The sequence below is a fragment of the Dyella silvae genome, from assembly GCF_026421305.1.
GTDB lineage: Bacteria > Pseudomonadota > Gammaproteobacteria > Xanthomonadales > Rhodanobacteraceae > Dyella > Dyella silvae.
This window is the reverse complement of sequence record NZ_JAPJBQ010000001.1, coordinates 325,931-345,880: the sequence shown is the minus strand read 5'-3', so window position 1 is coordinate 345,880 and position 19,950 is coordinate 325,931. Positions and strand designations below refer to the sequence as shown.

The window sequence follows — 19,950 nt, the reverse complement described above, 5'->3', positions numbered from 1 at the left end:
GCTACGTATTGGCTCCCTGGCCGTGCAGACTGTTGAGCCCCCGCATGACAATGCGCCCCGGTGCGCCGAAACGGTTGGCGATGGAAGCGAGCAGGCGGAAGTCATCGTCGCCCCAGTAGCGCACGAGCACGCTGGCGGGTACGAAGATGCCCACGAATACCGCCCCGCCGAGCAGGAAGGCCCACAGACTGGGAATGGACGCGGTCACCGCCCACGCTACCGCCGTTGCAACGGCGCCCACGCCAAACAGGCGTGCCATGGCGGCCACGGGCAAGCCGCCGGTGGTGGCTTTGCGCAGGTAGAAGATGGAGAGCACGAGTTCGGAAAGACGAGTGGCGGCATAGGTCAGCACGGCGCCAAGCAGACCCAACGCGGGCACGAGCAGGATGCCAAGCGCGGCATTGAGGCAAAGCGAAATCACGGCGATGCGAATGCGATCGTCCTGACGGTCCACCACGGTTTGATACGCGGCGATACCGTTGCCAATCAACAGCAGCCCTGCCAGTACCAGCATGGCCTCGATGGCGGGAATGGCATCGGCATAACGATGCCCGTACATCAGCGTGACGATGTCAGGCGTGGTGACCAGCCCGAGCCCGGCGATCATTAACCCCACGGCCCAATAGAATCGCGTGGCCTCGCCAAGGAAGTGCACGGTGTGCGCATGCCCGCGCTCGCCGAAGGATTTGGCCATGTAGGGCAGCAATGTGGTGGTGAGGCCCACCGAGAACAGCTGCACGGCGCCCTTGGTCAAGGTACCGGCGATGGCGAAGAAACCCACGGCCGTCGACGTTGCAAATGTGTTGAGCAGAAACACCTCGATGGTGCCCGCCTTGAACGACATGATGAGGATCAGCGTGGCCGTCAGTTTCAGGTGCCGGGTAAGGCGCCGCTGCAAATCGTCCGGCACCGGGCCGTCGGTAAACGGCTGGCAGTAGTGCCGGTACGCGATGCGGTTGATGAGGTTGAGCAGCAGACATGAGATGGTGAAGATGCCTACGAAAGCCAGCAACCCCGCATTGGCCAACGTGGCGGAGATCACCAGCCCCACCCCGATGATGCCTGCCAACACGGTAGCTATGGCTTCCGTTTCGAAACGCTCCTGCCCTTTGGCGATAGCCACCCACATGGCGTAATTGGCCTTGCTGACGGTAGCGACCACCACCAGTGCCGCTGCCGGCAGCAGTGCGTCGTGCCATTCGGTGGGGCGCGCGACCAGCAGCACGAGCAGAAACAGCAGCATGACGGTGGCCGTGCTGACGTGCTGCACCCGGTTCAGGCGATACGCGATATGCGATGCAACAGCGGTAGAGCCTGCCCCGTCGGCCTCGGCAATGAACTTTGTGGACGATGTGGTGAGCGCGTGGTTGCTGCACACGATCAACCAGCCGCACAGCCACACGGTGAAGGCATAACGGCCGAAGTCTGCGGGCCCGAGCGCGCGCGCAATCCACACGCTGACGAACAGGCCGAGCGCGAACTCGATATAGCTCGATACCGACACGATGGTGATGCTGCGCAGTACATCCAGCCGGCGATTGGCGGGACGCGCGGCCGTCATGGCGTCGCTCGCTGCGCGACGGCGGTGGCGCCGCTGCCGGGCGGCTGGCGAATCAGCCACTGCACCACGGCACTGCCGCGATTGTTCCAGTTGAAGCGGCGCTTGGTGTCGTCAATGGCGGCGCATGATGTGCTGTACGACGACGCAAGCTTGTCTAGCCGGCGCTTGAGCGCAGCACTCTGGGCCGGATCGGTTTCGAAGTAGTAGGCAGCGGCCACCGGCAGTGCCAGTTCCACGTTGTGCCCGTCGCTGTACCACCCTTCGGAGTTCTGGATTTTCTCGATGGCTTCCACTGGTGCGTGCGATGACGACCAGTACCAGGCGATCTGGCCGCCGCCGCCGGAGCACCCGTTGCGCCAGTCATGCGGCTGCACCAGCAGATCGGCGCTGATCCAGCCGTATTTTTCCAGGTAGCGGCCGAACCCGGTGATCATCTCCGGAATGCGCTTGTCGCCGGTGACCAGCCAGGCATGCCAGAGGCCATCGACGATGTTTTCGCTCATCCATGGCGAGGCACCACGCACATCGGTCTCGGGTTTCCAGTCGTCGCCTTCGTGAATGTTCCAGCTGTTGCGCCAGGAGCCGTCATCGCCGAGCTTGTCCGGGTTGTTGCGCTGGTGATCGTAGAGCCAACCCAGGCGGTCGTTGACCATCGCCAGATAGTGCTTGTTGCCGGTGAGCTCGTAGGCGGCCACGGTTTCGATGAGGCCGAGACCTGCGAGGCGCTCAGTGAAGTATTCCTGCGGGCGGATATACGGGCCGGGCTTGTTGTTCCAGCCGCCGTTGGCCCAGAGCGTGACCATCTTGTTGACGGTGCCGGCATCGTGGTCGGCGTCGTTGCCGGTGAGTGCGACCGAAAGCAGAATCGGCTCGATGTAGACGTACTTTACGTCGCACACCTTGTCATTGAAGGTCCAGCCGCCGCCGCAACTGGGACTTTCCGGTATGCCGTCGCGCTTGATGTATTTCATGTAGAAGCGGTAGCTGACGTCCGCGGCTTGCAGATAGTCGAAACGCCCGGTGCGGATATATGCCTTGAAGAGCGCCGAGGGGCGATCGAACAGCCAGGCTGAGAAATCATCCACCGGCAGTTTGCGTGCCCACTCGAACTGGCGGGATACGTATTTGGCGTAGGCTTCGTCGGGCGTTGCCGGCTGTTGCGGCCCCGCGATCAACGAGGCGGACATCCATGCGGGCGTCAACGTGCCCAGCACCGCCGGCACATGCAAACCTTGCGGACCTTCCACCAGACCCGCGTCGTAGGGCCAGCCCGCAATCTCCTCTTTGCGTGGCTTGCCTATCGCGAAGTAATACGTTTCTTCGTCACTGGTCAGTGGCGCATGAAATTGTGCCCTCACCGCGCGGATGCTGTTGTCTTTGAAGTGCCAACGCAGCATCACCTGTACAGCGGCAGCCACCTCGTTGCCTTTGGCATCAAGGATGCGCAACTGTTGTGGATCGGTCAGTACGCCCGGCGGAAACGGTATGCCCACCGATGCCAGCACGGGCGAGCCGCTGCTGGCGTTCCGGTGCAACACGATGCGTTGATCGGGCAGTACATCGGGCGCCGACGCACTGGCCTCCGATGACGGCTTGCTGGAACCTGATGCGCCCTGCGAGGCCTTGTGCGGGGCCGCCGCACTGACACCGGCGGCAGCGAGCAGACACAACGCGGCGGCGCCCAGCCACCAGCTGCGCGGCACCTTAAGCAACCCGGGCAACATGGGCGGCACGCTGCACCATTTTCTGCTCCCACAGAAAGGCGGTGCGCACGATGAAATCGAGATCGTCATATCGCGGATGCCAATCAAGCACGTCTTGCAACCGTTTGCTGCGTGCGATCAGCATGGCCAGATCGCCGGTGCGGCGCGGCCGTTCGATAACGTTGAGGTGACGGCCGCTCACGCGTGTGACGGCGTCAATCACCTCGCGCACACTGTAGCCGTGGCCGTAGCCGCAGTTGAGGGTGAGCGAGCTGCCACCGTGGCGAAGATGGTCGAGCGCACTCAGGTGCGCGGTGGCCAGGTCTTCCACATGAATGTAATCGCGAATGCCGGTGCCATCGGGCGTGTTGTAGTCGGTGCCGTAGATGCACAGGCTGTCGCACTTGCCTACGGCGTGCTCGCAGGCCACCTTGATCAGCAGCGTGGCGTGCGGCGCCGAGTGACCGATACGCCCGGAGGGGTCGCAGCCGGCCACATTGAAGTAACGCAGAATCACGTGCCGGAGATCGCTGGCCGCGCTCACGTCGCGCAGCATGTTCTCGGACATCAGCTTGGACATGCCGTACGGGTTGATGGGGCTGGTCGGCGTGTCTTCGTCGGCCACGCCGCCCTCAGTGAGGCCGTACACGGCAGCGGTGGAGGAGAAGATGAAGTGCTTCACCCCCGCTTCCGTGGAGGCTGCCAGCAGATTGCAGGTATTGCAGGTGTTGTTGCCGTAGTACTTCACCGGGTCGGTGACCGATTCGGGCACCACCGTGTGGGCCGCGAAATGCAGCACCGAATCCACCTTGTGATGGGCCAATACCCGCGACACCAAGGCGCGATCGCCCACGTTGCCCACCACCAACTCGGCATCGTGTACCGCTTCCGGGAAGCCCGATGAGAGATTGTCGATGACTACCACGCGTTCGCCGCGCTCAACCAACTGCTGTACGACATGGCTACCGATGTATCCGGCTCCGCCGGTGACAAGCACTCCATTCATGACGACGCACCTGCGTGAACAATGGGGAAGTTGTGGCGAAGCCATCCGTCAATGTGGTCGACCAGCCGTTGCCGGTCGCCGGTAAGCGCATAGGTGTGATCAATGGCTTCGAGATAGCGCGAAGAAACCGCGGGATCAGCCATCACCGGCCCGAAGCACTCGCGAAACTGGCGCTGATGGTTGAAGTACATGTTGATGCCGCCGGTGTAGACGAAGCACAGCTTCAGTCCGCGCTTCACCATGCTGGTCAGGTCGGCGCTCACCACGTCCTGAGGAAGTGGCGCGACCGCAAACACCGGGTTCTCTTGCACGCCGCCTGCGTTCAACTGACGCGCCAGCCGCCGCCACCAGCGGCGCGGGTCTAACGCGCGAGGCAGGTAATGACGCAGCTTGAAGCCGAGCGTGCGATAAGCGAACCCATCAAGAAAAACCGCTCCGCTGATCTTTTCGTGGCTGTGAGGGTCTCGCGCGGCGGTGTGGGCCTTATCAGCACCAGAGCACAACCCTACCAGCACAAACCGCTGGCACCCGGCCTGCTGATGCAGCAAGGCCATGGCGTCCTCCACGTCGGCGCAGATTTGCTGGTTGCGCGTCTGCGACTCGCCCGTGGCGCCACTGTCGCCAATGGTGGAAAGATCAAAGCGGAGCGTGGGGTAACCGATGGTATTGAGACGCCGGGTGAGATCCACGTGCATGCGGAACGGCCCTACCCGGTGCACCAGCCCCGCGTTCAATACGATCACGCCCACGGCGTCGCAGGGCGATGCTGGCACACCGGCAATGCCAATGAGATGGCCCGCGCGACCGAAACGGAAGGCTGATTCACGCATAAGCGTGCTCCCGCCAGTGAGCAACCACGGCATGCACCAGCGGATGGCACAGAATGGCCGTCTCCAGGTGCGATAGCTCATCCCAGGGCGTCGCGGGCTCGATCGGCGCGACATGCGCATCCCGTATGGCGAGCTCTCGCCAGTCGCTGGCTTTTGCAGAGGCCAACGAATCCAGCAGCAGCGACGGCACCGCCGACCATCCCGCACGCAGCCCGGCGATCTGTTGCCGCAGCAGCGTGTTTACTGGAAAACCCAGCCACTGACCGGCTGCCTCTTCCGAAGCGCGAGGGCGAACGAAGCGCTTGGTGTCCTGACGCATGGCGTCCTGCAGCGCGTCGAGCGTCGCGGCATGGGCCTGGCCATCAATGATCGGGTCCCACACCACCACGTCGTCAAAGTTGGCGGCGGACGCCGCTGCCAGCGCCAGGCTGCCACCCAGCCGCGCACCGAACGCGAGTACCTGATCGGCGCCACTGCGCGCGCGAAGTTCGTTGGCAGCGACTACGGTATCGGCAAGACAGCGATGCCAATCCACCTCGTCGCTATCGCCAGCCGAGTCGCCACAGCCGTAATAATCAAACCGAAGTGTCGAATGCCCTTCTGCCGCCAAGGCAACGGCCAGTTGCCGATAGAGCCGATGGCATCGGATGTAGTCCTGCCCCAGTGGCGCACATAACAACACCGCGCGGCCGCCCGGATGGGAGGCTGCGTGATGGATGCCGAACAGTTCGTGGTCGTGCCCGAAGAAGAACGGCAATTCGTTATCGACGCGCGTCATCGCGTATACACCATGGTCAGAAAGTACTCGTTCGCGTGATACGACTGACCAGCCGTGTTACTGCTCTGGATCGTGCGCGCATAGGTAGCGCTCCAGCTCCAGTGCGGCGCGAATTTGTGGTTGAAGCCAGCGCCGTAGCGATAGGTTTTGTCACGACGGGTGATCGTCTCGTAATGCGTTCGGCCCGCCTCGCCGAAGGCCGAAATCGACATGTTCTGCGTCAATTTGTAATCGGTGGTGAAGCCGATGCCTTTGCTCACCTGATCGAAGGTGGTGGAATTGATGTAGTTGAGCTTGCTGTAGGACGGCGTCACCGAAACGGTGAGGAGCTCGTCGCGATAGGTATAAGTCGCGGCAATCTGCCTTTCCTTGAACACATCGGAACTGATGACGACATTGCCCACGCCGATACCGCCGCGCGCGGCGTCCATGGCATCGGTCACCGGCTCCAGCGGCACCAACTCGCCGCCGATACTGATGTTGGAGGGCTGAAGCATGTCTTGCGCGGCGTCGGAGTACTGATAGGCGCCATTAACGGTCAGCGTGTTTTTGGGCGAGATGCGCCAGCCGAGCGTGAGGCGAGCCAGCGGTCCGTTTTGGGAGGCGCCTTGGGTGAAGTCGATCTTGGTCCAGCCCAGCGAGGCGTCAATATCCAGCGCAGTGAGGCGGCTGGTGTAACGCGCGTAGGCCGCGTAGTTGGTGTAGTTGGAACCTGCCGTGGTGCTGGCGAAGTCAACGTGCTCGGCTTCCAGGTTGCCCGAGATCTGATCGGTGGGGCTGATGTCGCGGTAAAGACGGAACGCGCCTGCGCCACGTGACGAATTGAACTGATCCACGCGGGAAGCGTAGCTGTTGATGTACTTCAGCTCCGCATCACCGGTCATACCCTCGCCCACCCTGAAATGCAGCGTAGGTCCGATGGCGAGCACGTTGGTTTGCTGCTGGTTGCCTGGCGAATTCGAAGCCAGCGAGTTCACCGGTGCGACGCCGGCGGCATCCTGCACACTGACATCCAGCCGCCGGGGAATCGCCGACCAGTTGGCCTGGCCATTGATCTGCGCCAGCGTCTGGCTGCTAAACGCACTGCTGGAGTAGTCGCGATACTCCACATTGCCGGCGACGTTGGCCTGGAACGTGGAGCCCTGTTCCAGATAGCTGAACGTCGCGCCCGGCGCGATGACATTGGTGCTGATGGGATTGGTGGTCGTCAGCGCCGCGTTGTCGGCGTGCTCCCCGGTAAGGTATAGCGACCAGTTGAACTGACCCGCCCAGGCGCTACCCGAACAGGCGGCAAGCGCCACGGCGACGGAACGAGCGAGTGTTGTGCGTACTGCCATATTCCTTTCTCCTTCGGGAGTAACGCAGTAGGAATCGCTCCAGTCACGTGCGTGGCTGCCCCTCAGGGCACGTGGTTGAAAACCACCCCGGCCATCTTCTCCGGGTCGAAATTGGTGACGGCCTGACTGATCGCCGCCGGTGTATCGCGCCCATATCCCGCGACGACCACCACGAAGTCAGCAAGGTCGGAAAGAATGCGTGCGTCGGGCGAGCCCTTGATGGCGGGGCCATCGAGGAACAGATACCGATCGGGATAACGGCAGCGCAGCGAATCGAGCATGGTGCTCATGCGGAACGAGGAGAAATACTCGCCGCTGTTTTCGCGCGCCCGGCCGGCGGGAATCAGCCTCAGTCTCGGGATGCCCGTGTGATAAAGCACCGGCTCGATACCCATCGACGGTTGTTCCAGAAAATCGATAAGGCCACCGGACGACGGCTCCACACCCAGCGCCTTGTGCTGGCTGGGATAGCGCATATTGCAGTCGATCAGCAGGCTGGTCTTGGCCTCATCGAAGGCAAAGGCCGCAGCGAGATTGCGCGTGACGAAGCTGCCACCCGAGCGTGGGCTCACCGATACCACCAGCGTGACGAAATTCTGGCGTCCGGCAATGCTCAGCAAGCGGGTGCGAATTTCGCGGAAGGCATCGGACTGCCGCCGCACGGAATCTTCGCGATGGATCAGCCGCCGCTCTTCCAGCTGCAGTGGCGCCAGTTCACGCCCAGGCTCGGCCATGCGTGCGATGGAGTGACCTGGCGCGCTGCGCTGCTGAAGGCTTCGGGCCGCCTCTTCCAGCACGTTCTCGAAGGCGTCAGACGGTCCCTGTTCGTTTTCGTCTTTCATGTTCATTGCTTCAACCTCAGCCAGAACATGGCCAGGTAAACCGCAGCAATACCTGCCATCAGCAGCAGCAGAATCAGGTTGTGCATGCGGTCGCGATGGCGGTCTTCCGGCGTGGGATAGAACGGAATGGAGGCGAGCACGGCGAGGCCGGTGGTCTGCTCGAGGCGCTCAACCGAGCGCACACGCGGATCAAGCTTCACCAGACCGAACAGCAGCCCAATCGGCACGGCCAGCGCCAGCGCGATGCCCGCCAGGCTGAAATGCATGAACCGCAAGCCCGACGGCACCAGCGGCAACACCGCAGGATTCTGGATAAGGAACGTAAGTCCGCGCTGCTCCGCGTCGAGGTTCATCGACACGCGTGCGTTCTCGCGGCGCTTCAGCAGATCCTGATAGACATCGCGATTGACGTTGTAATCGCGCGTCAGCTCGGCCACGACGTTCGCCGAGTTGGCAATGCGCGCGCTGCGCTGCAATTCCGTCTGAAGCATGGATTCACTGGCGGAAAGCCGCGCCGCCGCGGCAGCGGTAGAAGCGCGCGTAGTAGAGAGCTGCGTCCTGATCTGCTGGTAGGCGGGATTGAACTGCACATGGCTATCCAGCGTGGTCGGCGTGCCCGACAACTGTGAGGCTGCCTTGCGCTGATCTTCCTGCGCCATCTGTTGACGCAGATCCTGCATCTGATGACGAATGCGGATGACGTCCGGGTATTCCTCGGTGTAGGTCAGCAGCAGTTTGTCCAGCTGCGCCTGCAGATCGGCCATCTGGGTCTCATAGACGCCGTTGACCGTCTGCACGGTGCTCACTTCCGACTCGCCGGAAAGTTGCGATGCCAGTGACCCTTCTTGTGAGCGGCGCTCCATCAGATCCATGCGAGCCGTTTCGATCTGGCTGCGCAGCTGGCTGATACGGGCGTTGGTATCTGCCTCGCTGCCAGGCCGTGCATCGTCGTTGGCGTCACGATAGGCCTTGAGCTTGCCTTCTGCATCCGTGAGTTTCTTGCGGTAAGCCTCGACCTGGCTGTTGATGAAATCGTAGGCATCGCGACTCTCGCGTTGCTTGGAAGCCAGGCTTTCACTGATGAACAGCTGCGCGAGCTGGCGCGTGACAATGTAGGTGCGCCGCGCGTCGGAATCTGAGTAGCTGATGGTGATGAGGTTGTCGCGCTCCATCTGCACCTTGGTGCGCGACTTGATGCCTTCGACGATGCGATCCTGCTCGATAAGCGAAGGGTGAGTGGCCATCCAACCGCCCGCCTCAAGAATCTCGCTCATCACCTTGCGGCTGAAAATCACGTCGCGCGCCATGCTGGCGCGGTTCTTGTTGGCCGTGGCCTGCGCCGCACCTTCCATCAGCGGCGAGATGATGCTGCTTTCCTGCGACAGAATGGTGGTGGAAGCTTCGAACTTCTTTGGCCACAACATGCCGGTGACAAGCGCAGCCAACGCGATGAGCGCAAAGATCACCCCTATGGTCAGGCGCTGGCGGCGCGCCTCGCTTACCAGCGCTGGCACCATGCTGGCAAAAGGTGTGAGTTCCCCACTCATAGCCTCCCCCTCGTCCGTGTTACCTGGACCATTCGATTCGTCAGAACGCGCGCAACGGCACCGTCACCACATCGCCCGGCTGGACCGGATAATTGGTCGCCAGGTCCCCCTGCTGCAGTACTCGATCCAGCCGCACCGCATACGGCGTGGTGACGCCATCGCCCCCTTTGCGATAAAGCTCGGTGCGATCCGGTGCAGCGAATTCCGTCGTTCCGCCTGCCGCGAGCACGGCATCAAGCACCGTCATGCCCTGGCGATACGGAATGGATATCGGCGAGCGCACCGCACCGGTGACACGCACACGCGACAAGTACTCGTGACTGCGCAGTTCGGTGAGGATCACCGCCACCTGCGGATCACGTATGTAGGACTGCAGCTTGTCCTTGATTTCCCCTGCCACTTCTTCAGGCGTCTTGCCGCCCGCGACGACATCGCCAATCAACGGCACCGTGATCTTGCCGTCCGGCCGTACCGGTACCGTGACGCTCAGATCAGGGTTGTGCCAAACGGTAATCTGCAGCTGGTCATCAACACCGATGCGATAAGTCGTCACCGCCTGAGCGTTTGGGTCGACTTTGGGTGCCTCCGTCAAACCGCGATTGGAAGCGCATGCCACGAGCAGCAGCGCTACGCACAGTACGAGTAGCTGACGAAGACTCTTCATGGCCGCCCCCTGAAAAAATGTGATGTACGTCACGACGAAGTATATCCACGGCAAAAACAAACTTGACAAAGCCATAAGACGTATGCCTTGCCGCACATGGACGCGCGCACGAGGGGCACTGCCAAACACCGCCGCCACTGTTGCGGGCCCTCTCGCCGACTTCGGCTACCAGAAGGCCTAGCCGAAGCGCCGGGCAGCGGCAGTGACATGCACGAGAAACGTCAATGGAAAACAGCCGGCCCACGCCCGCATGACCGGGGTTAGACCGTTTGGCCGATGGCGATGCCGCAATGGGTCATCGACGATCGATCAGCACGAAACCGCGCCTGGCGGAGGGGCACTCAACATGAGCGATAACCCGCACGCCGCGCCCTTGCCGGGCGCGGATCGGCATTACGTTGCGCCGGTGGATCCGGCCAATTTCTCCACCCATAAAGTCGGCCAACTTCGCCACACCTTTCATAAGCATCCATTGCTGCAGCTGCCTGCGCTTGCGCAGCTGGCCGAGGAACTGGCGCCACTGGGGCATTGCCGCTTTGTGCGGCCGGGCCTTGAACAACACTCACCCTTTGCCCACGAAAGCGAGCACCCTGACGGTCGCGGCATCAGAGAATGCTTTCGACGCATGGAAGAGCCGGGCTCATGGATAGCCCTCTATCACGTGCAACACATCGCACGGTATCGCGCATTGCTTGACGAGATTCTGGGTACGGTGCGGCCGGTGATCGAACGCGAGCAATCCGGTGTTCACGGCATCATGGGTTTCATCTTTATCTCTGCCCCACCCTCGGTGACGCCTTTCCATATCGATCGCGAGAACAACTTCTGGCTGCAATTGCACGGCCGCAAGACGTTGAGCGTGTGGGACCCGACGGACCGCGACACCGTGACCGCTGATGCGGTCGAAGATTTCATCGTCGATCGTTCGTTGCGGAAGGTGCGCCTCAAGGAAGAACATCGCGCGCGCAAGCATGATTTCGATAGCGGCCCCGGGGACGGCGTGTACTTTCCCAGCACATCGCCGCATATGGCTCACGTCGACACCGACTGGGCGAGGCCCGGCGACGGCATTACCGCGTCCATCGGCATCACCTTCTACACGAATGAAACGCGACGCGCGGCGCGTATCCATCAGATCAACCGCATCCTGCGCCACAAGTTGCATATGCGGCCGAGCTATCCGGGAACGTCGCCGCTGGCCGATGCGATCAAAGCGCCACTGGGCCATCTGGTGGGTCCGATGCGGCAGTTTCTGAGCAACAGCGTGCGAATCGCGCGTGCCGTGAAATCCGGCAGACGCCCGGACGAAGGCTGGATGGGCGATAAAGCACCGCCAGGATCCTACTGAGTCGCGAACAGCACGGTCTCGCGCGGGAACTAGCGGATTGCAGGAGCACACTTATGCGCGACCGCGGCGCGTCGTCTGGCTGCTGTCCCGACCGTTGCCAGACGCGGCATCAACTGAGCACGTGGCCCTGCGCCTTGTCAGCGATTTCCAGCCGCGTCACTGCTCGCGGCTGAAGTAAAACCCGAAATACCGATCGAGCGAGTGCGAGGGATAGAACGGGATATCGCAGCGGCGATCCGTATTCTCCCAGCGGTCGCGCATGACGTAACCCAGCGCTTTCAGGCTGTCGAGAAACTCGCGCTCAGCGGTAACCCGATACGGGCAATAAGAGGCGCCCGTGTTCTGCACGGTGAAGTAGGAGGTATTCATGTGGATGGGCACGGAGTTCAGCAACAGATGCCCCGGCAGCCGCTCCAGGCCGCGCAGCATGTCCGCCAGCGTGTAATCGAGGTATTGCAGCGAACCTGCGGCGAAGAGAATGTCGGTGCCGCTGGCGTCGTCGCGCCGCGAAGTAAAACTCAGGCGCCGCAGGTTGTCGTTCTTCTGTGCCCATTCCGCGCCAGCTTGCATCACGGCCGGTACATCCATCACCTGCCAGCGGATGCGATCCGGATAGCGGAGATAGCGCTGATACGCGTAGTAAGCAATGCCGATGTGCCCACCAAGATCGAACACCGATGCGCTACCCGCCTCAAACATGCGGGACAGCCACCACATCATCGGGTAGTCATTGAGAAACACACGGCGCGTGCGCTCGCGATAGAACGCAGCAGACGCGGCGTTGTCGTAGCCCTGCACTCGCGCCGGCGGAATACTCGCCTGCGCCTCGGCAAAGCTGTCGTACACGCCGCGGTAAAGGTTCTCCATGGTCGAGTCGTGCGCGAGAAAGCGTCGCTCGTAACTGGCACGCATCACGCCGCGAATACCTGGCCAACTCGAAGCCAGCACGGCAAAGGCTTGAACGGTACGTGACATCTCCATGCGACAGGCCCCCGGCGAATGCGTTGTCAGCCACGAAAACAACGCCGCGACATTGACGCGGCGGGTTATCACGCACTATCGCCCGGTCCCGTAGGGCGCGCAAATTCTCGAAGGCACTATGGCCATTAGCCTATGTGTCCGACGTGCACCCTTTTTGATGGCGACGTCGTGAGTGGCACCATGGCCGCGTGCCACCCCGTGGGCATTCAAGCGATAGCGATCAGTTCCGCTTTGAAGGCCCCGTGTCGCGCGAGGCATGACGGGCTGCAGACCGGTGCGCCATCAGCAAGACCGCCGCGACTGCCGCGCCGTTGGCCAGCAATTGAAAAAGCATAGATTCCCCCCCGAGTTCCGCAAGAACATTGCACAAAGGCTGGCGGATCGCAATATTTTGCGGAGCAGGGCGAAACATGCATGACTCCGGCGCAAGGCAACCACGTGAGCCGGAACGTTCTATGGGGCACAAAAAAACAGGCGCTTAGATTGCTCTAAGCGCCTGTCCGATTGGTGGGCCGTGTAGGATTTGAACCTACGACCAATTGATTAAGAGTCAACTGCTCTACCAGCTGAGCTAACGGCCCGAAACACTAAATTTTTCTTACTTACTCAACTGGGGTGGAAGATGGGACTCGAACCCACGACCCTCGGAATCACAATCCGATGCTCTAACCAGCTGAGCTACATCCACCGCAAAACTTGAACTGGCGCGCCCGACAGGAATCGAACCTGCAACCGTCGGCTTAGAAGGCCGATGCTCTATCCGGTTGAGCTACAGGCGCTTGTGCACATTGTGCATAGCATCTGCATGGTCGGGGCAGAGGGATTCGAACCCACGACATCCAGCTCCCAAAGCTGGCGCTCTACCAGGCTGAGCTATACCCCGATTTCGAACCCTCAACCGCTTTCGCGAGCTGAAGCTTTGAAATGCTACGGGTGACGCCTAGCCTAGTCAATCCGTATCAAAGCACACCGAACTTAAAACCTTATGCCCGGTCCGTTTGGCGATTCACTGCCTTGCGGTGCAAACCGTGATGCAAACATCACACTTTGCTGTATATGGCGCGCCCGGAGAGATTCGAACTCCCGACCACCAAGTTCGTAGCCTGGTACTCTATCCAACTGAGCTACGGGCGCGTTTTTAACCTTTGCTTTGTCGCTTAACCATTTTAGTGGAAAGCGCCGAAGCGAGAAGCGGAATTATTCAGATTCGAGGGCGGTGCGTCAATACTTTTTTTCAGATTTTTTTCATCGCCGTCTGAAAATCTTCACGTTCGGCGGTGAAAGCACTTCACTCGAGCCCGCTAGTTTAGCCATCTGTTTCACATTCGGCTAGACCTTTGAGTGAATTTCTTTACATATGTGAAGCAACGACTGCAGCTGAGATCTGGCAACACGCTCTGACGGGCAAGTGCCTCTCGATCACGCAGCGTAGCGGGCGCGCACAAGTGCACCGACCAAGGAAGATGCGTGCCCTGCCCTGCAAAGAAAAAAGGCGGCACATGGCCGCCTTTTTCTTGTCTCTCGCTTCGGCGATCAACGATCGGCGATACGGCTCTGCGTTGCCGGCGTGGCCGGATCGCCGACCTTGGCGCCCGCATCGCCACGCGGCGGCGGAGGCGGCGGCGTAGAACCCGAGCTGGAGTTCTTGGACCAATCCGCCGGCGGACCCGGAACGCGGCCATTCATAATGTCTTCGATCTGGTGCGCGTCGATGGTTTCGTACTGCAGCAGTGCATCGGCCATCACGTGCAGCTTGTCGATGTTGTCGGTGAGCAGCTGCTTGGTGCGTGCATAGGCACGATCCAGGATGTCGCGCACTTCTTCGTCGATCTTGCGCGCGGTTTCGTTGGAGACGTTCTTGTGCTGCGTCACGGCGCGGCCAAGGAACACCTCGTCCTCTTCTTCGCCGTAGGTCATCGGGCCGAGTTTGTCGGACAGGCCCCACTTGGTGGCCATGTTGCGGGCCATCTTGGTGGCACGCTCGATGTCGTTCGACGCACCGGTGGTGACCTTGTCCTCGCCGAAGATCAACGCTTCGGCGACACGGCCGCCATACAGCGAGCACAGCTGCGATTCGATCGCCACGCGGTTCATGCTGTACTTGTCGCCTTCCGGCAAGTACATGGTGACACCCAGCGCGCGACCGCGCGGAATGATGGTCACCTTGTAGACGGGATCGTGCTCCGGCACCAGACGACCGACGATGGCATGGCCGGCCTCGTGATAGGCGGTGAGCTTCTTCTCGTCTTCGCTCATGGCCATCGAGCGGCGCTCGGTACCCATCAGGATCTTGTCGCGCGCCTTGTCCAGGTGGCTCATGCGCACGTCACGTGCATTCTCGCGCGCGGCGAACAGGGCAGCCTCGTTGACCAGGTTGGCGAGATCCGCACCGGAGAAGCCGGGCGTACCGCGCGCAATGGTCATCGGATCGACGTCTGGCGCAGTCGGTACGCGGCGCATGTGCACCTTGAGGATCTGCTCGCGGCCCTTCACGTCCGGCAGGCCCACCACCACCTGACGGTCGAAACGGCCCGGGCGCAGCAGCGCGGGGTCGAGCACGTCAGGACGGTTGGTGGCGGCGATGACGATGACACCTTCGGTGCCTTCGAAACCGTCCATTTCCACCAGCAACTGGTTGAGCGTCTGCTCGCGCTCGTCATGACCGCCACCGAGGCCGGCGCCACGATGGCGGCCCACTGCGTCGATTTCGTCGATGAAGATGATGCACGGCGCGTGCTTCTTGGCCTGCTCGAACATGTCGCGCACGCGGCTGGCACCGACGCCGACGAACATCTCGACGAAATCCGAACCGGAGATCGAGAAGAACGGCACCTTGGCCTCGCCCGCGATGGCCTTGGCCAGCAGGGTCTTACCGGTACCCGGCGGGCCCACCATCAGCACGCCGCGGGGAATCTTGCCGCCCAGCTTCTGGAACTTGCCCGGGTCGCGCAGGAATTCGACCAGCTCGCCCACTTCTTCCTTGGCTTCGTCGCAGCCGGCGACATCGCTGAAGTTGACCTTGATCTGGTCTTCGCCCTGCAGCTTGGCGCGCGAGCGGCCAAAGCTCATGGCGCCACGACCACCCGCACCGGCCTGCATCTGGCGCATAAACCAAATGAACACGCCGACGATCAGGATGATGGGCAACCAGTTGAGCAGCAGGCCCAGCAGCGAGAACCCGTTGTTGGACGGCTCCTGGCGCACTTCCACGCCCTTGTCCTGCATCTGCTTGACCACCGAGTTGGTGGACCAGCCGAGCACAGGGGCCACGGTGCGGAACGCATTGCCGTCCTTCAGCTTGCCGCTGATGGTGGCAGGCTGATCGGCACTAATGTTGGCCGAAGCCACGTTGCCGTTGTCCACACTCTGCACGAAGCTGCTGTAGGGCAGATCCGAAGAGGATGCGCCGCGCGGATTGAAGCTCTGGAACACCGTCAGCAGTACGACTGCGATGATCAGCCAGAGCAGCAGGTTTTTCGCCATTTCATTCATGCACGGTTCTCGCCCGATTGCCCGCCGTGGATCTTTCGCCCCACGGCCAATGCATACACCTCCCGCGAACGTGCGCGTGAGGCCTTTGGTTTACGCATGGTCACGCGTGTGAAGTCCACGCGCAAGCTACGTATGTATTCGTCAAAGCCGGTTCCCTGGAACAATTTGATCAGGAAAGACCCGCCCGGTTTAAGCCATTGGCGACTGAAATCCAGCGCCAGCTCGGCCAGGTCCATGGCACGGATCTGATCGGCCAAGGCCACACCGCTCATATTGGGGGCCATATCAGAGAGCACAAGATCGACCTGCTGGCCATGCAGGCGGCTCTCCAACTCGCGCAGGACCGATTCTTCACGAAAATCGCCCTGCAGAAAGTCCACTCCGCCAATGCCCTGCATGGGCAGAATGTCCATGGCCACCACGGTACCGGTGTCGCCCAGGCGCTGACGCACCAGCTGCGACCATCCGCCCGGGGCGGCACCCAGGTCCACCACCCGCATACCGGGCTTGAGCAGCCGATCCTTGTCGATCAGCTCCTCCAGCTTGAAGACCGCACGGGACCGCAGACCCTCGGCCTGGGCCTTTTTCACATAAACATCATCGAAATGCTCCCGCAGCCAGCGGGAACTGCTTTTGCTGCGAGACATGATCGGCAACGGCCACAGATACGGGGGAAGTAGCGCGCATGATACCCTTTGCGGTCCCATCGCAGCGAATCCGAGACTGAACGCATGGCACTTTCCCCTTCACAGCGCCGTTATTTGCGCAGCCTCGCCCATGATCTCCACCCCGTCATCCTGCTTGGCGCCAAGGGTGCCACTGAGGCCGTGCTCAAAGAGCTGGACCTCGCTTTGTCTCACCACGAACTGGTGAAGGTGAAGCTTTCAGGCGGCGACAAGGACGAGCGTCAGCAGCAGATTGATTACCTCGCCGAGGGTACCCGGTCGGAAAGCGTGCAGCAGATTGGCCACATCGTGGTGCTGTTCCGCCGCAACGAGGACGAGCCGAAGCTCGCCCTGCCCCGCTAATGGATCTGTCGCTCGACCATCCCGGCAGCTATCTGTTCGTGCGCCGGGTCGGCCCCCGCTCGATCGTGGTTGTCGATCGCGAACTCACCGCGAGCTTTCTGCTTTCGCCCGAACGGGCCGTTGAGAACTGGCCTGTTACGGCATCGAGCGAGCTCGACGCCGGCCATGTCGACGCGATCCTCGCGCTGAATCCTGAGGTCGTTTTGCTGGGCACTGGGGAGCGCCAGGTGTTTCCGGCGCCCGCTTTCCTGGCCGGCTTGCTGCGCAAGGGCGTTGGCGTGGAAGTGATGGATAACGCAGCGGCGGCACGCACCTACGACTTGCTCGCCGGTGAGAATCGGCGTGTGGTGGCCGCGTTTATTCTTCCGGCGCCATAACAACGGCAAGCTGACTGTGGGAGCGCACCCGGTGCGCGACTGCGGAACAACAATCTGCCTCTCTACGGATTGGTCGCGCACACGGCGCGCTCCTACAGAGCCCGTATCAGCGGGAAGGCAGATATCCCATCGGATCGACCGGATTGCCGTCTTTGCGGATCTGAAATTGCAACTCGTCGCGCGATGCGCCGGTAGAACCCATCTCGGCAATCTGCTGGCCGGCAGTAACCCGCTGTCCTTCCTTCACCAGTCGCTTGCTGTTGTGGCCATAGGCCGACAGGTAGCTGTCGTTGTGCTTGACGATGACCAGCTCGCCATAGCCCACCAGGCCATTGCCGCTGTACACCACGACGCCATCGGCAGCGGCACGCACCGGATCGCCGGTCTTGCCGGCAATCTCGATACCCGGAATGGCATCACCGGACTGGAAGCGCTTGATCAGCGAGCCATCCGCCGGCCAACGCCAGCTCACGCCACCATTGCTGCGGGTGGCACCCGGTGCAGCCGGGGTGGCTGGCGCGGGTGGAGGCGTGTTGCTCGCCGTCGCGGCTGCAGCGCCAGCCACAGGAACGACTGGCGTGGTGCTGGCCGCCGGAGCCAGTGCAGCCGAATGGGCTGGTGCTGGCGCGGTTGCTGAGCTTGCCGCAGCCGCAGCCGGGGAGCTCTGCGGGGTTTCCGGTGCAGTGGCCGTGGCGTGCGCGGGTGCCGATGGCTTGGCAGCCGTCGCTACCACGGGTGCCGTATGAGCTGCCGCAACGGGCGACTTGCCATTGGCAGGCCCGAGCTGCAGCTGCTGCCCCGGCCAGATCGTGTAGGGCGAATCGATATGGTTCCAGCTGGCCAGGTCGCGGAAATCCACGCCATTGCGGAACGCGATCGAATACAGCGTGTCACCCTTGGCAACCGTATAAGTGCCGCCTGGCGCGGGACGCGCAGCAGGCGCAACCACGCGCGGCGAATTGCTCGCCGCGGGTTCAACAACGACGGATCGCTGGGTGCCACAGGCAGCCAGCAGGATCGCGGAGGTCAGGATCAGTGACCGGAGATATCCATTCATGGCGGTCAGCATAACGAGGCGCTGAAGTATTTTCATGCATACCGCACCGGCAGGCCTTGTAAGCCGCCGGCCGGCGTTCAGTGCGACAGGAACCACCACACGGCCAGCGCGGCCAGCAGGACCAGCGCCGCCCAGCCGATGCGTTCGATGTGCTTGTGCAGGAGATGTTCGGCACGCTCACCAAACACGCGGATGAACAACGCCAGCAGCCACACGCGCTTGCCGCGGCCCACGGCGATGCACACCAGGAACGGGATGATCGGCACGCCCACGATGCCCGCCGCCCAGGTGACGAATTTCATCGGCACTACCGGCTGCAGTGCAGCCAGCGCGAGCACCACCATCAGGCCCAGCCAATGCTGGTTCATCTGCATGCGCAGGTTGTCTACGCCCTTCTCGATCGGTGCAAGCAGATGCAGGCTGTCGAGCAGGGGCGAGAGCGCGTGGAAGGCCCAGTGCCCCAGCGCATAACCCACCAGCGAGCCCGCCAGGGAGAACAGCAGGCTGAGGTTGGCGTAGAAAAACGCCTTGTGACGCTTGCCGAGCATCATCGGCGCCAGCATCACTTCCGGCATGATGGGAAAAATAAAGGCCTCGATGAAGCTGAGACCGCACAGGTAGTACACAGCCTTGGGGTTGCGCGCCCACGTCAGTGCGCGCGCATAGAGCGGTCCGAATAAACGCATGCTCAGCGATTTCCTTGAAAAGCGGGGCGCATCAACCGATGCCGCCGAGTAGTGGCACGAAACTGACGGCAGCCAGTTCCTCCTGGATGAAATCGCCCTGCCCGTCACCACGCATGCGGATCAGCATCTGATTGCTTGGCGAACCCACCGGAGCCACCAGTACACCCGTCGGGCTCAGCTGATCGAGAATCGCGTGAGGAATCGCGTCGCCCGCGGCCGTAAGAATGATGGCGTCGAACGGCGCCTCGTCGGCCCAGCCGAGCTTGCCATCGTCATGGCGCGAACGAATGTTGGTGAGCCCCAGCTGGCGGAAGCGGCGGCGCGCCTGGCGCAGCAACTCCTCGATACGTTCGACGGTGTAGATCTGCGACACCAGCTGCGCAAGCACCACGGCCTGATACCCCGACCCGGTGCCGATCTCCAGCACCTTTTGCGGTACGCCGAATTCCAGCAAGGCCTCAGTCATGCGCGCCACCACCCACGGCTGGGAGATGGTCTGGCCGTGGCCGATCGGCAAGGCGGTGTTTTCGTAGGCGCGCGAATGCAGCGCCTGGTCGATGAAATGGTGGCGCGGCGTGTTGCGGATGATGTCGATCACACGCTGGTCGCGAATACCTTCTTCCTTGAGCTTGGTCGCAAGGCGGTCGCGTGCGCGCTGCGAGGTCATGCCCTCGCCTTTCAGTGCGGATGGTGGCAATGGATGCACGTTCATC

General features: G+C 61.9%; 18 protein-coding genes and 5 tRNA genes. 3 read left to right on the top strand and 20 right to left on the bottom strand.

What is annotated here, in order from left to right; all coding sequences use genetic code 11:
• Nucleotide 1: 1 nt before the first annotated feature.
• The 9 genes from OQE56_RS01590 to OQE56_RS01550 form a co-directional block, all read right to left on the bottom strand.
• Complete coding sequence (locus OQE56_RS01590) at nt 2-1,561, bottom strand: oligosaccharide flippase family protein (RefSeq protein ID WP_267220874.1); 1,560 nt, start codon at nt 1,559-1,561, stop codon at nt 2-4.
• Nucleotides 1,558-3,285 (bottom strand): hypothetical protein, encoded by a 1,728-nt coding sequence (locus tag OQE56_RS01585; protein ID WP_267220872.1) that lies wholly within the window; start codon nt 3,283-3,285, stop codon nt 1,558-1,560. Before OQE56_RS01585 ends, OQE56_RS01590 begins: the two co-directional genes overlap by 4 nt.
• The gene (galE, locus tag OQE56_RS01580) at nt 3,266-4,270 is read right to left on the bottom strand and encodes a UDP-glucose 4-epimerase GalE (RefSeq protein WP_267220870.1); all 1,005 of its coding nucleotides are present in this window, start codon (nt 4,268-4,270) and stop codon (nt 3,266-3,268) included. The genes OQE56_RS01585 and galE overlap by 20 nt, the downstream gene beginning before the upstream one ends.
• The gene (locus OQE56_RS01575; RefSeq protein WP_267220868.1) at nt 4,267-5,100 is read right to left on the bottom strand and encodes an alpha/beta hydrolase family protein; all 834 of its coding nucleotides are present in this window, start codon (nt 5,098-5,100) and stop codon (nt 4,267-4,269) included. Before OQE56_RS01575 ends, galE begins: the two co-directional genes overlap by 4 nt.
• Complete coding sequence (locus OQE56_RS01570) at nt 5,093-5,878, bottom strand: serine aminopeptidase domain-containing protein (protein WP_267220866.1); 786 nt, start codon at nt 5,876-5,878, stop codon at nt 5,093-5,095. Before OQE56_RS01570 ends, OQE56_RS01575 begins: the two co-directional genes overlap by 8 nt.
• Nucleotides 5,875-7,215 (bottom strand): outer membrane beta-barrel protein, encoded by a 1,341-nt coding sequence (locus tag OQE56_RS01565; RefSeq protein WP_267220863.1) that lies wholly within the window; start codon nt 7,213-7,215, stop codon nt 5,875-5,877. The genes OQE56_RS01570 and OQE56_RS01565 overlap by 4 nt, the downstream gene beginning before the upstream one ends.
• Before the next feature lie 62 nt (nt 7,216-7,277).
• Nucleotides 7,278-8,057, bottom strand: coding sequence for a P-loop NTPase family protein (locus OQE56_RS01560; RefSeq protein ID WP_267220861.1), 780 nt, complete (start codon nt 8,055-8,057; stop codon nt 7,278-7,280).
• Between the two features lie 2 nt (nt 8,058-8,059).
• Nucleotides 8,060-9,604 (bottom strand): XrtA system polysaccharide chain length determinant, encoded by a 1,545-nt coding sequence (locus tag OQE56_RS01555; protein ID WP_267220858.1) that lies wholly within the window; start codon nt 9,602-9,604, stop codon nt 8,060-8,062.
• Between the two features lie 40 nt (nt 9,605-9,644).
• Entirely contained in the window at nt 9,645-10,268 is a 624-nt protein-coding gene (locus OQE56_RS01550) for an XrtA/PEP-CTERM system exopolysaccharide export protein (protein WP_267220856.1), read from the bottom strand.
• Nucleotides 10,269-10,614: 346 nt separating this feature from the next.
• On the opposite strand from OQE56_RS01550, the gene OQE56_RS01545 reads away from it, so the two are divergent.
• Nucleotides 10,615-11,616 carry a JmjC domain-containing protein gene (locus OQE56_RS01545; RefSeq protein ID WP_267220854.1) on the top strand — a complete coding sequence of 334 codons (1,002 nt, stop codon included), beginning with the start codon at nt 10,615-10,617 and terminating at the stop codon, nt 11,614-11,616.
• Between the two features lie 156 nt (nt 11,617-11,772).
• Here OQE56_RS01545 and OQE56_RS01540 read toward each other — a convergent pair whose 3' ends face one another.
• From OQE56_RS01540 to rlmE, 8 genes are all read right to left on the bottom strand, one after another.
• Nucleotides 11,773-12,591: a TIGR04325 family methyltransferase gene (locus OQE56_RS01540; protein WP_267220852.1), complete on the bottom strand. Its 819-nt coding sequence runs from the start codon at nt 12,589-12,591 to the stop codon at nt 11,773-11,775.
• 511 nt (nt 12,592-13,102) lie between these two features.
• A tRNA-Lys gene (locus OQE56_RS01535) sits at nt 13,103-13,178 on the bottom strand.
• 30 nt (nt 13,179-13,208) lie between these two features.
• A tRNA-His gene (locus OQE56_RS01530) sits at nt 13,209-13,285 on the bottom strand.
• 14 nt (nt 13,286-13,299) lie between these two features.
• Nucleotides 13,300-13,376 (bottom strand) — tRNA-Arg (locus OQE56_RS01525).
• 27 nt (nt 13,377-13,403) lie between these two features.
• Nucleotides 13,404-13,480 (bottom strand) — tRNA-Pro (locus OQE56_RS01520).
• Nucleotides 13,481-13,654: 174 nt separating this feature from the next.
• A tRNA-Arg gene (locus OQE56_RS01515) sits at nt 13,655-13,731 on the bottom strand.
• A gap of 399 nt (nt 13,732-14,130) precedes the next feature.
• Complete coding sequence (gene ftsH, locus OQE56_RS01510; RefSeq protein ID WP_267220851.1) at nt 14,131-16,089, bottom strand: ATP-dependent zinc metalloprotease FtsH; 1,959 nt, start codon at nt 16,087-16,089, stop codon at nt 14,131-14,133.
• Nucleotides 16,086-16,736, bottom strand: a complete 651-nt coding sequence (gene rlmE / locus OQE56_RS01505) for a 23S rRNA (uridine(2552)-2'-O)-methyltransferase RlmE (RefSeq protein ID WP_267220849.1) — start codon at nt 16,734-16,736, stop codon at nt 16,086-16,088. Before rlmE ends, ftsH begins: the two co-directional genes overlap by 4 nt.
• Nucleotides 16,737-16,820: 84 nt before the next feature.
• Here rlmE and yhbY point away from each other — a divergent pair, with 84 nt between their 5' ends.
• On the top strand, nt 16,821-17,117 hold the full coding sequence (gene yhbY, locus OQE56_RS01500) for a ribosome assembly RNA-binding protein YhbY (RefSeq protein ID WP_267220847.1): 297 nt from the start codon (nt 16,821-16,823) through the stop codon (nt 17,115-17,117).
• Nucleotides 17,117-17,494 carry an Mth938-like domain-containing protein gene (locus OQE56_RS01495; RefSeq protein WP_267220845.1) on the top strand — a complete coding sequence of 126 codons (378 nt, stop codon included), beginning with the start codon at nt 17,117-17,119 and terminating at the stop codon, nt 17,492-17,494. Before yhbY ends, OQE56_RS01495 begins: the two co-directional genes overlap by 1 nt.
• Before the next feature lie 106 nt (nt 17,495-17,600).
• Here the strand turns inward: OQE56_RS01495 and OQE56_RS01490 are convergent, their stop codons facing one another.
• The 3 genes from OQE56_RS01490 to OQE56_RS01480 form a co-directional block, all read right to left on the bottom strand.
• Entirely contained in the window at nt 17,601-18,563 is a 963-nt protein-coding gene (locus tag OQE56_RS01490) for a peptidoglycan DD-metalloendopeptidase family protein (protein ID WP_267221850.1), read from the bottom strand.
• A 65-nt stretch (nt 18,564-18,628) separates the two neighbouring features.
• Nucleotides 18,629-19,237, bottom strand: coding sequence for a YqaA family protein (locus OQE56_RS01485; RefSeq protein ID WP_267220843.1), 609 nt, complete (start codon nt 19,235-19,237; stop codon nt 18,629-18,631).
• A 31-nt stretch (nt 19,238-19,268) separates the two neighbouring features.
• A complete protein-coding gene (locus tag OQE56_RS01480; RefSeq protein ID WP_267220841.1) occupies nt 19,269-19,949 on the bottom strand; it encodes a protein-L-isoaspartate(D-aspartate) O-methyltransferase in 681 nt (226 codons plus the stop codon).
• Nucleotide 19,950: the final 1 nt, after the last annotated feature.

Excerpts from the sequence above, each read along its gene's own strand:
- OQE56_RS01590 (WP_267220874.1), bottom strand. The coding sequence starts at position 1,561 with ATGACGGCCGCGCGTCCCGCCAATCGCCGGCTGGATGTACTGCGCAGC.
- OQE56_RS01585 (WP_267220872.1), bottom strand. The coding sequence starts at position 3,285 with ATGTTGCCCGGGTTGCTTAAGGTGCCGCGCAGCTGGTGGCTGGGCGCC.
- galE (WP_267220870.1), bottom strand. The coding sequence starts at position 4,270 with ATGAATGGAGTGCTTGTCACCGGCGGAGCCGGATACATCGGTAGCCAT.
- OQE56_RS01575 (WP_267220868.1), bottom strand. The coding sequence starts at position 5,100 with ATGCGTGAATCAGCCTTCCGTTTCGGTCGCGCGGGCCATCTCATTGGC.
- OQE56_RS01570 (WP_267220866.1), bottom strand. The coding sequence starts at position 5,878 with ATGACGCGCGTCGATAACGAATTGCCGTTCTTCTTCGGGCACGACCAC.
- OQE56_RS01565 (WP_267220863.1), bottom strand. The coding sequence starts at position 7,215 with ATGGCAGTACGCACAACACTCGCTCGTTCCGTCGCCGTGGCGCTTGCC.
- OQE56_RS01560 (WP_267220861.1), bottom strand. The coding sequence starts at position 8,057 with ATGAAAGACGAAAACGAACAGGGACCGTCTGACGCCTTCGAGAACGTG.
- OQE56_RS01555 (WP_267220858.1), bottom strand. The coding sequence starts at position 9,604 with ATGAGTGGGGAACTCACACCTTTTGCCAGCATGGTGCCAGCGCTGGTA.
- OQE56_RS01550 (WP_267220856.1), bottom strand. The coding sequence starts at position 10,268 with ATGAAGAGTCTTCGTCAGCTACTCGTACTGTGCGTAGCGCTGCTGCTC.
- OQE56_RS01545 (WP_267220854.1), top strand. The coding sequence starts at position 10,615 with ATGAGCGATAACCCGCACGCCGCGCCCTTGCCGGGCGCGGATCGGCAT.
- OQE56_RS01540 (WP_267220852.1), bottom strand. The coding sequence starts at position 12,591 with ATGTCACGTACCGTTCAAGCCTTTGCCGTGCTGGCTTCGAGTTGGCCA.
- ftsH (WP_267220851.1), bottom strand. The coding sequence starts at position 16,089 with ATGAATGAAATGGCGAAAAACCTGCTGCTCTGGCTGATCATCGCAGTC.
- rlmE (WP_267220849.1), bottom strand. The coding sequence starts at position 16,736 with ATGTCTCGCAGCAAAAGCAGTTCCCGCTGGCTGCGGGAGCATTTCGAT.
- yhbY (WP_267220847.1), top strand. The coding sequence starts at position 16,821 with ATGGCACTTTCCCCTTCACAGCGCCGTTATTTGCGCAGCCTCGCCCAT.
- OQE56_RS01495 (WP_267220845.1), top strand. The coding sequence starts at position 17,117 with ATGGATCTGTCGCTCGACCATCCCGGCAGCTATCTGTTCGTGCGCCGG.
- OQE56_RS01490 (WP_267221850.1), bottom strand. The coding sequence starts at position 18,563 with ATGCTGACCGCCATGAATGGATATCTCCGGTCACTGATCCTGACCTCC.
- OQE56_RS01485 (WP_267220843.1), bottom strand. The coding sequence starts at position 19,237 with ATGCGTTTATTCGGACCGCTCTATGCGCGCGCACTGACGTGGGCGCGC.
- OQE56_RS01480 (WP_267220841.1), bottom strand. The coding sequence starts at position 19,949 with ATGAACGTGCATCCATTGCCACCATCCGCACTGAAAGGCGAGGGCATG.